Origin of the sequence: Butyrivibrio sp. XBB1001, assembly GCF_000424505.1 — a bacterium.
In the GTDB taxonomy this organism is placed as follows: Bacteria; Bacillota; Clostridia; order Lachnospirales; family Lachnospiraceae; genus Butyrivibrio.
Window position 1 is genome coordinate 490,857 of the sequence record NZ_AUKA01000002.1, and the last position, 16,654, is coordinate 507,510.

Sequence of the window (16,654 nt, forward strand, 5' to 3'; positions counted from 1 at the left end):
ATTGTTTTTGCTAACCCATAAATAATAATAGATTATTCTCTTTCTGTAAATGTTCAAAGAAATTACTGCATAAATCAGCATTATCCGTAGAGACTTCTTCGCTAAAACAATTTAGATAATGGTCAAAATTGCAAAATATTATCTGAAAAATGAAATGCCAAATTCGAGCAAAATGCCTAAAATATCATACTAGATACAACATAATTTGTGACATTTTTATTGTCTGCGATCTAGAGGGGGATTGCAATTCTTAAAATGTTACCAAAAAGAGGGGAAAGGAAAAAGGAGGTTGTTGGGATGTACAAAGGTAGTAACTTTCGTTCCAAGGCACTTGGGAAGGGCCTTGCTCTTTCTATGAGCGCCTTAATGGCAGCGTCAAGTATTGCTACAGCTACAGGCACTATCACCGTTTCTGCTGAGGAAGGAGCTGCGGCTCTTTTATCTTCAGAAGAGGAAGTGCAGGAAGAATCAGGTGCTGCAAACACTGACAGCAGCACTGAAGAAAACGGTAGCAAAGAGGCTTCTTTAGAGAAGTCTGAGGAAAGTAAGGAGGAGTCTTCCGAAGAGGCTTCAGGGGAAAAGTCAGATGAGGAATCATCTAAGGAAGCGTCTGCAGAAGCATCTTCTGATTCTTCAGCAGATGTGCTCGGGGCTAAAAAGACTCTTGCTACAACAGATCTTAAGGCTGATCTTTCAGACGGCGTTATAGCTGATCAGGGAGAGGATGGCTTTGAGAACTTTACTGAAGATACAGTTATTGCTGATATCAAGTTTGGTGAAGGCAGGGATGTATGTTCAAAGAATGTATATGATGAGGAAAAGGGCTACGGATTTAGTGATGTTGACTATAGCCAGGATGCTAAGGGCTGGTCTAACAATATTTACTATCCAAGAGTTCCTTTAGTTTCTGCCGGCGCCGGCAATGTTGTTGATGCTGATACTTACGTTGCTATAGCCAGCAAGATCTGGACAGAGACTGAGAGCACAGGCTATGGTGTTTACACCTATGAGAGCACATCAACATTTGATCTTGATCTTTACAATGCAGATTACAAGGTAGAGGTTACATTTACTAACCCTACATCAGAAAGCTACACAGCTGCTCTTGAAGCTGAGGATATTACAAAGGTTACAGGAATCACAGTTCCCGCAGGCGGATCCAAGACAGAAGAGTTTGAGGCTAACCTTGTTGATGGAAAGCTTAATCTTAAATTCCTTGGCACAAGCTCAGCCACATCTATGAATGATGCCAAGACAACAAAGGTTTACATATCTGAAGTAAAGGTAACACGCCTTGCTACAGAAGAAAAGGGTGAGAAGCCCACAGTATTTGTTGCTTCTGATTCAACAGTTCAGACCTATGACTCTTATTACTATCCACAGACTGGATGGGGACAGGTTCTTTCATCCTACTTTGGTGATCTTGTAGAGGAAAGAGAGTGTGGAGACTGTGGATTTAGCCAGTCACAGACCTATGAAACTACAAATGTTATTGTTGAGAACCGTTCAATCGGTGGACGTTCTTCTAAGTCCTATATTGATGAGGGCAAGTTTGATGACCTTTTAGAGGACATCAAGCCTGGTGATTACCTCCTTGTTCAGTGGGGACATAATGATGCTACTTATTCAAGACCAAACCGCTATGTTTCAGCAGATGATTTTGAAAAGTGGATCATGGTATATGTAAATGGTGCAATTGAAAGAGGCGCTACACCTGTTTTAGTAACTCCAGTTGCACGTTACAGCTACACAACAAATGCAGATGGAACATTAAAATCTTTTGCCAGCAACTTCGAAGCATACAGACAGGTAATGCTGAGACTTGCTGCTGAATATGATATTCCATTTGTTGATCTTACACAGCGTTCAATTGACGTTTGTAACAGCTTTGGAATCGAAGGTTCCAAGATGCTCTTTTTAAAGCTTGCAGCAGGAGAGGTATCAACAGGTGCATATGCTGGCGGCGTAGATGATTCTACTCATCTTCAGTATTATGGTGCTCTTAAATTTGCTGGTTGCGTAGCCCAGGGTATTGTTGACTATGCAAATGGTGATGTAGATGGAGCTAATGACAAGCTTGATGATCTTGCTTCTCTTGTAGTTGTAAATACAGCTACTGAGGCTCCTAAAAAGCCTACAGGCCTTAAAACAACATCAGTTGGTGCTACAAGCATTTCACTTGAGTGGGAAGCTTCAGAAGGATCTGAACTCTACTATATTTATAGAACAGAACTTCCTGAAGGAAAGACAATTGATGATATTGACTTTACAGGTGCAGAAAAGTACTCCGTATCTGGAAAGACAAGCTATGTAGATTCTAACTGCGGCGCTGCAACTTATGTATACGCTGTAGCAGGCTTTAACAGCTTTGGTGTTGGCGAATTCTCTGACAAGATTGCTGTTAAGACCAAGGAAGCTGGTTATCGCTATGACTTTAACTACAACAATTCTCCTACAATGAAGGATTGGACAGGCGTTAACCAGAATGAGATGTATTCAGCTGATAAGGGTTATGGCTGGATCACAGCTCCAAACAATGGTCGTTACAGAGGCGGCAATGGTAAGGCTGATTCATCTGATATGGCAGATGACTTTAACCTTGGAGCAGGAGAGTTTGCAGTAGATCTTCCAAATGGCTCATACGAAGTTACTGTTTATGCAGCAGATCTTTTGAATGGAACAAGTACTATCAAGGCTGCATACTCAGCAGAGGGCAAGTCAATTGGTTCAATTGCCTGCAAACAGTCACTTGGAAGCTGCACAGGTGTTGTAGAAGTAAAAGATGGACAGATGAACATCACAGTTGAAGGTACTAACCAGTACATCAATGGTCTTACTATCACATCACTTCTTCCAGCACCAGGAAATCTTGCTATTACAGAGCTTTCTTTTGGCACAACAACAGCTACATTCCTTCTTTCATTTACAAAGGTTGAGAATGCAGTATCCTACAACGTTTACCAGAAGAGTGATTCAGATGCTGAGTTCCATATTGTAAAGAGCTATACAGCACAGGAACTTATTGATAACGAGCTTGACTGCCGCGCTATGTCAGCAGCACTTGGTGAGACATATTCTTACTATATGACTTGTGTTGTTGAGGATGGCTCTGAGTCAGCACCAAGTAATGTTGTAACTCAGGAAATGCTTGATAAGAGCGTAACAGTTCCAGTAGCAGTTAAAAATGTTAAGTGCACAAGCCCTGAAGATGGACAGACACAGCTTCAGAATACAGTTACTCTTACATGGGATGAAAGCCCAGCAGAAGAGAATGTTATCAAGTACATCATTTATCGTTCTGAAAAGGCTGAGACAGATAAGGGCTTTAAGGAGTTTACAAAGGTTGGAGAGAGCACAACTACTACTTTTGTAGATGAGAGCGAAGGCCTTGCTACTAATGTTCATCATTATTACAAGGTTGCAGCTATGAATGCAGGTGGAATTGGGGAACTTTCAGAAACTTGCGTGACACCTGTAGCTGGTTCACTTCTTGCTGGTGGACTTGAATCATATGCATCAAGAGCAGTAGTTGCAATCAATCTTGCAGGCGCTGCTGGCGGAGAGACCAAGGTTTCAGCTACAGATGCAGAAGGAAATCAGATCACAAGCGGAGTTTACCTTTCATGGAGGAGCTTCCCTGGTGACTTTAGCGGAAAAGAACTTACAACAACCTTTGATGTTTACAGAAATGGCCAGCAGATTGCTTCAGGCCTTAGCGTAACTAACCTTGTAGATGAGGCAGGAAGCGCTTCTGACACTTATAAAGTTGTTGGATCAAATGATTCTTCACTTGGCCTTAGCGCTGTAGATACAGCAGTATGGGCTAACCAGTACATGGAGTTTTCTCTTAATAAGCCAGAAGATGAGACAATGCCAAATGGCTCAACATGCACATATACAGCAAATGATATGTCTGTTGCAGATCTTGATGGCGATGGCGAGCTTGAACTTATCGTAAAGTGGTATCCAAGCAATGCTCAGGATAACTCAAAGTCAGGCTATACAGGAAAGACTTTTATCGACGGATATGATGTAAACTTCTCAACTGGTGCTGCTTCACTTATGTGGAGAATCGACCTTGGTGTAAATATCCGTTCTGGAGCACATTATACACAGTTCCAGGTTTGGGACTATGACGCAGACGGAATTGCAGAGATTGCAGTTAAGACTGCTGATGGAACGACTACTTATAGAAATGATAATGGAACTCTTGTAGAGACAGGACATGTTGGAGAATGCAATTCCGATGCGCTTCCTGTAGATACAGTAAGTCCAAAATATGACTACAGAAATTCAAGTGGCTATGTACTTGATGGACCTGAGTATTTCTCAATGTTTAAGGGAAATACAGGTGAACTTATTGATACAGTAGATTACATTCCAGCAAGAGGATCAGTTTCTGCTTGGGGTGATGGTTACGGAAACCGAGTAGACAGATTTCTTTCAGGGACTGCATATCTTAATGGAACAACTCCATTTGCAGTATTTGCAAGAGGATATTACACAAGAACAACTCTCACAGCTTATTACCTTACAAAGACAACTGATGAAGAAGGTAAAGAAGTAGAGCAGATTGGTGTTTACTGGAAGTTTGATACAGATGCTATTGACAATGGCTCTGCTTATACAGCACAGGGCAACCATGGCCTTTCAATCAACGATGTTGATGGAGATGGCAAGGACGAGATCATCTATGGTTCACTTACAATTGATGATGACGGTTCTGTTCTCTACAGCACAGGACTTGGACACGGTGATGCAATGCACGTTAGTGACTGGATCCCATCTAACCCTGGCCTTGAGGTAATGGATGTTCATGAGCACGACAATGCAGCTTACCATGTAGAAATTCATGATGCAGAAACTGGTGAGGTTCTGACTGGTTATTACACAGGAAGAGATACTGGACGTGGAATGGCAGCTGACATAGATCCTACAGCAGAAGGTGCTGAGTACTGGTCAATTGCTAATCCTAATTACACAGGATCAGACGAACCATCCTGGGATTCCAGAAATGCTAATGTATTTAGCTCAAAGTCTGGCATCGTTACTAAGATGGATGCTACAAATGAAGCAATGATCGCGCTTTCATATGGAGTTACACCTGCAGTAAACTTCTCACTTTACTGGGATGGAGACCTTCTTGCAGAAATGCAGGATCATACCTTCAACAATGCTGCATATGTTCCACTTACTACAACTATTGAGAAATGGGATTATGAAAATAAAGCAAATGTAGTACTCTTTGAGTCTTCAGAAGTACTTACAAGTAATGGAACAAAGGGTAACCTTGGCCTTGTTGCTGATATCCTTGGTGACTGGAGAGATGAGATTGTTGCAAGATGCTCCTCTGATAGCAGCAAGATCAGAGTTTACTCAACAACAATTCAGACAGATTATGTAATTCCTTGCTCACTTACAGACCTTGCTTACAGAGAAGGTGTTGCATGGCAGAATGTTGGCTACAACCAGCCTGCACATACAAGTTACCTTATTTCTGAGGGACTTATCACAGCACAGCTTTCGGAGGGAGCAGTTGATTCTACAAGCGCTACAGTAAACTTCACACCTGCAAATGACGGTGTATATGGACATGATGTAGAAGGCTACGTAGTTAAAAGAGCTGACGTTTCAGTAGATGAAAATGGAAACGAGACAGTTGGCGAATATGAAACAATCGCAGAACTTAATGCTAGTGGACTTACATCTTCTGAAATAGCAGGAAGTGAAAAAGAACAGGTAATAGTAGGCTACGAAGAAGGCAACGTATTCAAGAAGTTTGATATGGGCTATAAGAGCAGCAACGCAAACGGCTTTATCAGAGTTCTTGCAGATGAATACAGTGCGCCAAGTGGATATGGATGGGCAGTAGGCACTGGAGCTAATGTAAACTGGAACAGAGTTGGTGTCGGTATTGAGAATGCTGGAGATACTCAGACAGATATCGAAAAGGCATGTTGCGATCTTGACAGAGCTGATAACGAGCTTAAATTCCTTATTGATGTTCCTGCTGGAGCATACAAGGTAGATGTTTATGCTGGCGCTGCATATAGCAACAACGCTTACAACAACTGCAAAGTTCTTGTAAATGGTGAAGACCTGGGTACTGTATCACAGTCAGCTAAGGTTGCAGATATTGTTAAGAGTAAGACAGTAGTATTTGAAGAGAATTCACAGATTGAAGTTGTATCTTCTAACGAAGGATCTCTGGCTATTCTTAATGCAGTAGTGATCACAAATCTTACTCCAGTTTATGGAGATGCTCCTGTAGAGACTGATCCTGTATCTGCTTACAGCTATACAGATAAGAACCTCAAGGGAGGATGCTTCTATTCATACAGAGTTGCAGCAGTAGTAGATGGCAAGGAGAGTTTCGTATCAGCTCCTCTTACAGTTCAGACTACATTTGCAATTTCAAAACTCAATGAAGAGCTTGAAGCTGTGGAACTTGTTCAGGATACACCTCTTGCAAAGGGACAGACTGTAGCAGATCTTCTTGCTGAGAAGAAGTCAGTTATTTCTGTAACAGACGCTGATGGACTTGAGCAGGTAGTAGTAATAACATGGGATGCTAGTGAGATAGATCTTTCAACACCTGGTGAATATACAGCTCATGCATACATCCGTGGTTATTCAGAGAATCCTGTAGATGTAAAGGTTACAGTTATTGAAAATGTACCTACAGGCTATGCTCCTTTAAATGATATTAAGGTTATTCTTGGCAACAAGGTAGAACTTCCTGAGTATGTTCAGGCAACCTTCCTTAACGGAACAACAAAAGAGGTAAAGGTAAACTGGAACACAGAGAAATTAGACGAAACTAAGCTTGGTGACTACACACTTACTGGTACAGTAGAGGGAACAGAGGATACAGTTACTGTTACAGTACACATCGTAGGCGACTATATCTTATCAGTTGCTGATAGTTTTGTTGAGGTTGAGTACCTTAATAAGAACTATGTACTTCCTGAGACAGTAGTTGCTACATATGCAAGTGGAGCTACAAAGGCTGCAAATGTAACATGGAATACATCAGATATGGATGTTACAAGCCTTGGCTCAACAATTACCCTTGAAGGTACTGTAGAAGACTTCGATGGAACAGCTGTATTAAAGGCAACAGTTAAATATCCTGCTATCGGTAAATATGATTTTGGTATCAGTACAAGCCGTGTAGCAGAAGGATGGACTGGCATTACTGTAAACCCTAAGAACGGAGACAAGAAAATCTCTACCTTTGGAAGTGACTATACAAAAGAAAGAGGCTATGGATTTGCTAATGGCGACGTTCTTATGCAGGGACGTACTGAAGAGTTCACTTATGAAGGTGACTTCCCAGGCCTTGTTTACACAGACTTCTGCCTGCCAGCTGGTGAAACATTCCTTGTAGATGTAGAAAACGGCGCATACCAGGTAGAAGTAATGAGTAACTCAGTTTATAAGAGTTCTGTTTCTGGAACAGTTGAAGGCGTATCCTTTAACGTTAGCAACGCTGCTAATACTTATACTGTAACTTCTGTAACTACAGAAGTAGCAGACGGACAGCTGAATGTAGAGTTTGGATCTGGCACACCAAGAGTTGGTGCCCTTGTAGTTCGTAAAGTAATCACAGATGCTTCTTACTATGGTGGTGAAGAAGATCCTGAGCCAGAGACACCTGCTGGAAAGTTCGTTACAAAGTGGGGCAAGACAACTTATGTCCTTGAAGATGGAACAATCCTTACAGGCAAGCACTTTATCGATGGCTACACATATTACTTTAAGCCAAATGGTACTATGGTAAAGACAGACTTTGTAGAACTTGAAGATGGTAAGTACTATTTTGACGGTGAAGGACATATGGTAACTGGTTTCATGACAAAGTGGTCTTCAAGATACTATTTTGCAGCAGATGGCAAGATGGCTGTAGCAACTCTCATTGAAGCTGAGGACGGCTATGTATACTATGCAAATGCAAAGGGACATATCGTAGTAAGCGACTTTGTAGATCTTGATGATGGCAGACATTTCTTTGACAAGGAGGGACATATGGTTAAAAATGCAACTATAACCCGCTGGCTCAAGAAATATACCTTTGATGAAAATGGTGTTCTTATCGGCTAAACAACATTTTTTTCTATAAGAAACTCAGATTCCCGGCCAGAAATGGCCGGGAATTTTTTTCTTTGTTTACTCTTTGTTTACCATGTTTTGTATCATTTCATTGATTGACATTTATTTAACGTATCGGTATAATTAATTTGAGAATTTATTAACAATCAGAACTAAACTTATTAACTATATAGCGTTTAGAGTATTTGCAAACGCAGAATTGGAGCAGACAATGGCAGATAAAGAGATTTCTCAGGCGGTTATCAGTAGACTTCCGCGATATTTTAGATATTTGGGGGATCTGAAGGAGAAGGGCGTTGAGAGAATATCCTCTCAGGAACTGAGTGACATCATGAAGGTAACTGCTTCTCAGATCAGACAGGACTTTAATAATTTTGGTGGCTTTGGACAGCAGGGCTACGGCTATAACGTTAATTATCTCTATGATGAGATCAGTAAGATACTTGGTATCGACAAGGAACATAGCCTGGTAATCATAGGTGCAGGACACCTTGGTAAGGCTATTGCTGGATATACCAATTTTACTAGAAGAGGCTTTGTTTTCAAGGGAGCTTTTGACAAGAATCCTGAACTTTACGGAACCAAGATCCGCGATGTGGAAGTCAGACCAGTAGAAGAAATGGAAGACTTTGTCAGAAAGAATAATATTGAGATAGCTGTTTTGACTATTCCCAAGGAACAAGCAGTTCCCATGGCACATAAGCTTGCTGAGTGCGGAATAAAGGCTATATGGAACTTTGCTCATGTTGACTTGGAAGTTCCTAACAATATTCAGGTAGAAAATGTACATTTATCTGACAGTTTAATGAAATTATCGTATAATATAAATAGGTACGAGAACTCATAAACTTACGATAGTGAGAGAATCTGATGGCAAGAGACGATGAAGTTTATATGTCTGCGCTACAGGGGAAGAGCATCCCTATATTGACGCTGGATAATAAATGGCATCAATTGTTTACGCAGACAGAAATGACACCTGAAATAGAACAACTTGCAGATGAACTTAACAGCCTTGTTGAGAAGGATGGTAAGCTCAGAAGCCAGACCAAGGACATCAAGAAGCTTAAGAAAAAGCTTCTTGGTGAGATTGTGCCCCTTAGGGACAAGGCCAATAAGGCTGGCAATTCAGCAGCCATTGAGAAAGAAATCTCTGAGAGAACACGTCTTATCAATGAATGCAATGACAAGCTTGATAGCCATCAGGATGAGCTTTTAGATCTCTCTAAACAGATTTATGACATCGATTATAAGCTTATGGTAGAGACTATGAAGGTCTGCTACGAGAGACTTCATGATAATACATCGGACATCAAGAGCCTTGATGAATGGATTACGAGGGCCAGAATTGAACTTAAGAAGAATGTAATAAGACTCCAGGAAGCTGAGATGGAGAATTATAATCTATATTCATATATGCATCAGATATTTGGACCTGAGGTTGTTGAGATATTTGATATGAAATATGACCCTGACAGAAGACATCCTATCAGGAGACCTCTTGCAGGGGCAGAAGATGAATATGTAGAATGATTAGAAAGCTGCCCAATGGGCAGCTTTTCCTATAGAATGAGACCTGTTGGAAGAAGGGCTTTTTGCCTGGTAACATATTGGAGGGGAAGATGAAATACGCTGTAACAAGTCAGGAAATGAAGATTTATGACAGGAACACTTCTGAGTATTTCGGGGTACCTGGCTCTGTTTTGATGGAGAGGGCATCACTTTTAGTAGTGCAGCATATTCTGGAGCATATTCAGGGCAGAGAACTGGATAGAAAGGCAAGAGCTTTGGTCATTTGCGGCATTGGCAATAATGGCGGAGATGGAGCCTGCATCGCCAGGATATTAAGGCAGAAAGGCATTCTTGTAAATGTTTGTGTTATAGGAGATTACACAAAGGCAAGCGACCTTCTTTTATCTCAGCTCAAGATATTAGAAAAATATGGTACAACCATTGACACTTTTTCCAATATAAGAGACAACAAAAGCTACGCAGACTGGGATATCATAGTAGATGCAATGTTTGGTATTGGATTATCAAGAGGCATCGCAGGAGACTTTGCTGATGCAGTTAGATATATCAATACTTGCAAGAATGAGAGACAGTCCGATGTCTGCGTTGTCTCCGTAGATATTCCCTCTGGAATAAATGCTGATAACGGCAAGGTATGTCAGGTGGCAGTCAAGGCTGATATGACTATTACCTTTAATCAGGTTAAACTGGGACATATCATGTATCCTGGCTGCGAATACACAGGGGAATTACATGTTGAGGATGCAGGGATAACAGAGGACAGTTTTCTTGGAAGAGAGCCGGGAGCTTTCTTCTATGACGAAGACGTAAACAGTCTTATTCCTCTTAGAAAGGCTGATGCTAATAAGGGAACAAATGGTAAGGTTCTTATCATAGCCGGGTCTAAAGAAATCAGCGGAGCCTGCATACTAGCGGCTAGTGCCTGCTTGAAAGCTGGTGCAGGAATGGTAAAGATATTTACAGCTGCAGAAAATGCCGAGGCAGTAAAAGCTCTTTTGCCAGAGGCAATGCTCACAACCTATGAGGATTTTGAACCTGTAGGTGAGAAGCTTGAAAAGGATATTGAATGGGCTAACGCAGTTGTTTTAGGGCCTGGGCTTGGAACAGTCCAAATGGGCTTTGAGGTTACAAGGCTTGTTTTGAAGAACTGCAACAAGAACCTTGTTGTTGATGCAGATGCCCTTAATCTGGTTGCTGGCAGCAAGGAACTTGCGGACTATCTGGAAAATTTTGCACGAGGTGGCAAAAAACTTATTCTCACACCACATCTTGGGGAATTCTCCAGACTGATTGATAGAGATATTGCAAGCTGTAAGGAACATATACTTGAGTATCCAAGAGAACTTGCTGATAGATTCCACTGTACCGTTATATGCAAGGACGCAAGAACAATAGTTGCTGACAGTGGTAGCAAAAAGATTTATATTAATATGAGCGGTAATGATGGCATGGCAACTGCTGGAAGCGGAGATGTGCTTTCTGGAATTATAGGTGCTTTTATATCTGGTCCTATTTCTTCTTTTGATGCAGCCTGCCTTTGCGTCTATCTTCACGGCCTGTCCGGAGATGTTGCTGCTCAAGATAAGGGAAGACACTCAATGGTGGCTTCTGATATAATTTCCGGAATGGAAATGATTCTAAGACAATATGAGTAAATACCTGTGGCCATTGAATTTAAGGCCTGCAGATGATTTTTATGGATGGAAGATTGATGTTTGAAGAGTATTCACGTGTATATGCAAAAATAGATTTAGATGCCATTAGGTATAACCTTGAGTCTATGCGAAAGAACATTCTTGATGGAACAAAGATAATGGCTGTAATTAAGACAGATGCCTATGGACATGGCGCTGTACCTATTGCCCAAATGCTAGAAGATGTAGATTACATCTGGGGCTATGCAACAGCTACTGCCGAGGAAGCCTTTGAACTTAGAGATAATGGGGTGAAGAAGCCTATACTGATTCTGGGCTATACATTCCCATACGCCTATGAGAGGATGCTCTCAGAGAATATCAGACCTACTGTATTTAGGCTCGATATGGCAAAAGAACTGTCTGATTGCGGCGAAAAGCTTCTTGAAAAGGGAGTGATATCGGAAGCTCCTGCTGTGCACATAGCTGTAGATACAGGAATGAGCAGGATTGGTATCACACCTGATGATAAGGGGACAGAGTTTATCAAAGAGGTCATGAAGCTTAAGGGGATTTCTATTGAGGGCATCTTTACTCATTTTGCCAGAGCAGATGAGAAGGACCTTTCTAATGCCAAGGAAAGAGAAAAGGTGTTTGCTGATTTTGTAAAAAATACAGAGGATAAGACCGGCATCAAATTCCTTTTGAAGCACTGTGCTAATTCAGCAAGTATTATTTCTGTACCTGAGTCATCAATGGATATGGTACGAGCTGGTGTTACAATGTATGGAATGTGGCCTTCTGACGAGGTGTCCAGAGATATTATAGATCTTAAGCCTACGATGGAACTTATAAGCCATATAGTAATGGTCAAGGAAGTTCCTGCAAATACTCCTGTCAGCTACGGCGGAACCTTTGTGACAGAAAAGCCTACAAGAATAGCAACTATACCTGTAGGCTATGGAGATGGTTATCCAAGAAGCCTTTCAAATAAAGGCTTTGTCCTGATCAGAGGTAAACGCGCAAGCATCCTTGGAAGAGTATGCATGGACCAGTTTATGGTTGATGTAACAGATATACCTGATGCATCTGAGGGCGATGAAGTGGTTCTCATCGGCAGAGATAAAAGCTCGGGAGATGAGATCACAGCTGAGTTTTTAGGAGATTTAAGCGGCAGATTTAATTATGAGCTTACCTGCGATATCAGTAAGAGAGTGCCAAGGGTTTTTAGCTAAATCTCTTTTTAGCCTGGGCATATTGGGTGTTGATCTCAGCAATTGCTGCGGTATCTCCGTCCATATTGTCCGGGTGGTAGAGCTTTACCAGAGACTTGTATTTTCTGTCTGCACTTTCCCTTGAGGAACAGCCAGCAAAAAAGTCAAATGAGGACAGGCGATCTGTGTCGTTACTGCTTTCTGATTCATCGCCATTCTCATCGTCATCATAGTTTTCATCATCTTCGTAGTATTCATCTATATCTTCATATTCATCATTTTCATACTGATCACGATAGGGAAATCTTTTTCGTCTTTTGTATCTTTTATCCTCTATAGCATCCTGATCATCGTAGTCCTTATCATAGTCATCCTCATAATAATCGTCATAGTCATCTTCACAGTCATCTTCGTAGTCTTCTTCATAGTAGTTATCATCATCTTCGTAGAATTCATCTACTTTATTTCTGACAGGGACAGCTTCAAGATCATCATCCTCAAATTGGCCATGGTGTTTTCGCAACCATTTTTCATAGTTTTTTTCGTAATGTCTTTTACCTTTTTCTGGGAATACAGCAAAAAATCTGTCCTGAAACTGGGCCAAAAAGGACTTATGAAATATGGCCCTTAGAACATAAATGATAATATCAAAGGCTGCAGCATAGAAGAGGAGTTGTCCAAAGGACAAAACTACGCTGATTGACAATAAAACAAAGACAACAGGAAGGAACATGATAAGGGAGAGAATAATAAGAAGAATAAATGTGATATTCCCTCTATAAGGATAAATGTTTAGTGTCCACCATATTTTCATGTCGCTTATGAGTTTAGCTGAAATCTGCATGTCTTTTGAGAGATATGAGTTGTATTTAGAAAGAGGCTCAATATCTGGTATTCCAGCAAAATAAAGGTAAATATCTGCGACAAATAAAAGTGAAAAAAGAATGCTGGTAGCGGGTAAGAAACAGAAAAACAGCTTAAGAAGGGAGAGTACTCCCTTAAGAAACCAGGTAAGCATAGAAAAAAATGCTTTTAAAATATGTAAAATGAAGGACAAAATCGCATTTAGAATTGTTGATATTAATGAAATCATTTATTACTCCCCAAACTTATTTCCACTTGGATATTTTACTATGAAAGGAACGTCAAATAAAGAATTATTGCTTGAAATGACTAAAAATGGTAATGTTATGAAGGTTAAATTAAACAAAAGACGAAGGAGAACAGTGTTGAAGCTTTTACATGCGATTAAGGAAAAGTGCCCTTGGATATCCTACGTTCTGGGTGTGATTCCATTTATTATGGGCTGCATAGGCTATGCGAAAGAGGGACTTTCTTTTTGGGAAACAGTATATGCTGCACTGGCTGTATATTTTGTAAATCCTGTCAATGATATGACTAATGGCTATATTCTTTTTGCAGAGATCACATCTGTACTTGTTGTAGCCAGTATTATCTTAAGCGTACTCAGATATGCCTACGCCAAGATGGGACATTTTTTTATCAGGCTTAGTAAGGATGCAACTGTTGTTTATACAGACAATGAGATGGGACAGGCTGTTGGCGAGACAGTAAGGCACGGATATGTTATGTACACTGATCCCGATGATGATGAAAATAAGATAAGCAAGCTAAAGGCAGAGAAGGTTAGAAATCATATTGTAATGTTCACAGATGATATGGACAATGTGAGCTTCATTTCAAAAAATGAAAAGAAACTTCAGGGAGATAATATTTATCTGATGCTCAGAGATGTGGATCCTACACTTTTGGATGCTGTAGATGAGAGTAAGATGAATCTTCATTTCTTCAATGTCTATGATGTTTTAGCCAGGGATTATTGGAAAAAATATAACCTATATGACAGAAGAAAAGGTAAGATCAAGATAGCTATAATAGGCTTTGATCAGGTTGGAAATGCTATCTTTAAATATGGCTATCTTAATAATATCTTTAGTCTGGTTCAGTCTGTTGAATATCATATCTGGGGCGCATCTCCTGCTGAGGTGGCTTTCCTTAATACTCTTCATACTATGAATGATGACAAGATAGTTGTTCATGACAGAGGCTGGGAAGAGGATATAGAGGACTTGGCTCAGATGGACAGGGTTATCTATACATTTCTTGATGGAACTATTGAGCTTATTCAGTTTGTACTTTATGTTAATCCGCTTGCAGAGATTCACTGCTATTCAGATACTCCGGCGGGACTTGCTAAGCTTTATCTTTCTGATAAGATCGTTGCTTTTGGAGATATGAAGGAAATATTGACAGAAGAAAGCATTGAAAACGAGAGACTTTACAGGCAAGGTAAGCTCTTTAACTATGATTACAGCCTTAGATATTCAAATAGTCAGCCTGCGCAGGATTTTGAAGAAGCTGCAGAAAAAGAGTGGAAGAAGCTCAATGGTTTCTTTAAGAGTTCCAATGTGGCAAGGGCTGATCACTACTGGATTGAGCAAAGACTCAAGGCTGATGGCGAGTTTGACGAGGACTCTGAGGATGCCTGGAGAATTGAACATATCAGATGGAGCAGATTCTATTATGTTAATCATTGGTCCTATGCCAAGGAAAGAGATAATGCCAGGAGGAAGCATCATCTTCTGGTTCCTTATGAGGAACTTGAATACTCTGAAAAAGCCAAGGATGGAATATATAGCGATGTGTTAAGAGCAGAGATAGATAAGCTTGTATAACACTATACTGGTAGCAAATTGCAAAATGTGATATAGTGTAAGTTGACATTTTATGTACATATTAAACGAGGAGGATCTATTATGGACGAAGGCTTGCCTTCTGTCAGTATTTTTGCGTTAGTATTAGTTCTTTTGATGGATATTCTTGTGCACGGCTTTGGGGTTGCCCTGGGGCATGTAAGAGAAGATGAAATTGAGAAGAGAGCTCTTGAGAGTAAAGATTCTATCAGCGATAAGATTCTTAAGGCGCTTCAGAGAGATTCTGATTATATCAAGGACATTCAGTATTTTAACATAGTTGTTAATATGATACTTGGTGGCCTTGTCACAATTGACATAGGAGGAGCAATAGCTCTTTTTATAGGAGCAGATAGAGATGCTGCATTGGTGCGCTTTGGCATTTATTTTGCAACGGGACTTGTCATCAGCCTTATCATTATGGCTTTTGGTGTGCTTGTTCCTAGAAAGCTTGCTTCTCGTTTCCCTGAGAAATGGGTGTATGCCTGTTATTATCCTGTGAGCTTTGTTTTATCGATATGCGCTCCCTTTGTTATGGTTTCAAATGGTATTGCATCTGGTCTTTTATATCTGTTTGGAGTCAGGGGCGATACAGATGAATCTGATGTAACTGAGGAAGAAATCAAGTCGATGGTCTCTGAAGGTCAGGAACAGGGCGTTTTACAGGAAACTGAGGCAGATATGATCACGAATATCTTTGAGTTTTCTGACAAGGAAGCAAGAGATATCATGACTAACAGAAAGGCTATGGTTGCTATTGATGCCAATATGAGCCTTAAAGATGCTGTTAATTTCATGATGGATACCAATAACAGCAGATTCCCGGTTTATCTGGATGATATCGATCATATCATTGGTATTATGCACATTAGAGATGCCATGAAAAAGCTCTCAGAGGAAACTGATGAGGAGCTTCCTATCAGAAAGATCAAGGGGCTTTTGAGGCAGCCCAAGTTTGTACCAGAGACAAGAAATATAGATTCTCTTTTCCATAGTATGCAGTCCAGTAAGACTCAGATGGTAATTATCATTGATGAGTATGGACAGACTGCAGGCCTTATATCTATGGAGGATATCCTTGAGGAAATCGTTGGAAATATCATGGATGAGTATGACGAGGATGAGAACTTTGTCAGACCTACCAAGAATCCCGGCGAATACATTATAGAGGGTAAGACTCCACTTGAAGTTCTCGAGAAACGCTTTAAGATATCTTTCGGCGAGAGCGAATTTGAAACGCTAAATGGCTTTATGATCTCCAAGCTGGACAGGATTCCGGAGTCTGATGAGGAATTTAGCGTAACTGTTGATGGCTATAGTTTCAAGATCCTTTCTGTGAACAATCATATGATACAGTCAGTCCTTGGCACCAAGTTGCCTGAGGAGGAGAGTCAGCAGAAAGAGGAAGAATTAGAAATAGCAAAATAAGATACATTTTTATTTTAAA

At 40.5% G+C, this 16,654-nt stretch carries 8 protein-coding genes; 7 read left to right on the plus strand and 1 reads right to left on the minus strand.

The genetic code is table 11. The features are described 5' to 3' along the window. Nucleotides 1-297 precede the first annotated feature (297 nt). The 5 genes from G631_RS0104905 (at nucleotide 298) to alr (ending at nucleotide 12,514) form a co-directional block, all read left to right on the plus strand. Nucleotides 298-8,103: a rhamnogalacturonan lyase family protein gene (locus G631_RS0104905; RefSeq protein WP_026488510.1), complete on the plus strand. Its 7,806-nt coding sequence runs from the start codon at nucleotides 298-300 to the stop codon at nucleotides 8,101-8,103. A gap of 220 nt (nucleotides 8,104-8,323) precedes the next feature. Further along, nucleotides 8,324-8,959, plus strand: a complete 636-nt coding sequence (locus tag G631_RS0104910; protein ID WP_026488511.1) for a redox-sensing transcriptional repressor Rex — start codon at nucleotides 8,324-8,326, stop codon at nucleotides 8,957-8,959. Nucleotides 8,960-8,982: 23 nt separating this feature from the next. Then, nucleotides 8,983-9,645 carry a hypothetical protein gene (locus G631_RS0104915; protein ID WP_026488512.1) on the plus strand — a complete coding sequence of 221 codons (663 nt, stop codon included), beginning with the start codon at nucleotides 8,983-8,985 and terminating at the stop codon, nucleotides 9,643-9,645. 89 nt (nucleotides 9,646-9,734) lie between these two features. Further along, nucleotides 9,735-11,300 carry a bifunctional ADP-dependent NAD(P)H-hydrate dehydratase/NAD(P)H-hydrate epimerase gene (locus G631_RS0104920; RefSeq protein WP_026488513.1) on the plus strand — a complete coding sequence of 522 codons (1,566 nt, stop codon included), beginning with the start codon at nucleotides 9,735-9,737 and terminating at the stop codon, nucleotides 11,298-11,300. Between the two features lie 41 nt (nucleotides 11,301-11,341). Further along, nucleotides 11,342-12,514, plus strand: coding sequence for an alanine racemase (alr, locus tag G631_RS0104925; RefSeq protein ID WP_242829061.1), 1,173 nt, complete (start codon nucleotides 11,342-11,344; stop codon nucleotides 12,512-12,514). Here the strand turns inward: alr and G631_RS19950 are convergent. Next, on the minus strand, nucleotides 12,507-13,586 hold the full coding sequence (locus G631_RS19950) for a hypothetical protein (RefSeq protein ID WP_026488515.1): 1,080 nt from the start codon (nucleotides 13,584-13,586) through the stop codon (nucleotides 12,507-12,509). The two genes, alr and G631_RS19950, sit on opposite strands and share 8 nt — an antisense overlap. A gap of 40 nt (nucleotides 13,587-13,626) precedes the next feature. Here G631_RS19950 and G631_RS0104935 point away from each other — a divergent pair, with 40 nt between their 5' ends. Both G631_RS0104935 and G631_RS0104940 read left to right on the plus strand, forming a co-directional pair. After that, nucleotides 13,627-15,189 carry a hypothetical protein gene (locus G631_RS0104935; RefSeq protein ID WP_155833871.1) on the plus strand — a complete coding sequence of 521 codons (1,563 nt, stop codon included), beginning with the start codon at nucleotides 13,627-13,629 and terminating at the stop codon, nucleotides 15,187-15,189. Nucleotides 15,190-15,270: 81 nt separating this feature from the next. Then, the gene (locus G631_RS0104940; protein ID WP_026488517.1) at nucleotides 15,271-16,635 is read left to right on the plus strand and encodes a hemolysin family protein; all 1,365 of its coding nucleotides are present in this window, start codon (nucleotides 15,271-15,273) and stop codon (nucleotides 16,633-16,635) included. Nucleotides 16,636-16,654 lie beyond the last annotated feature (19 nt).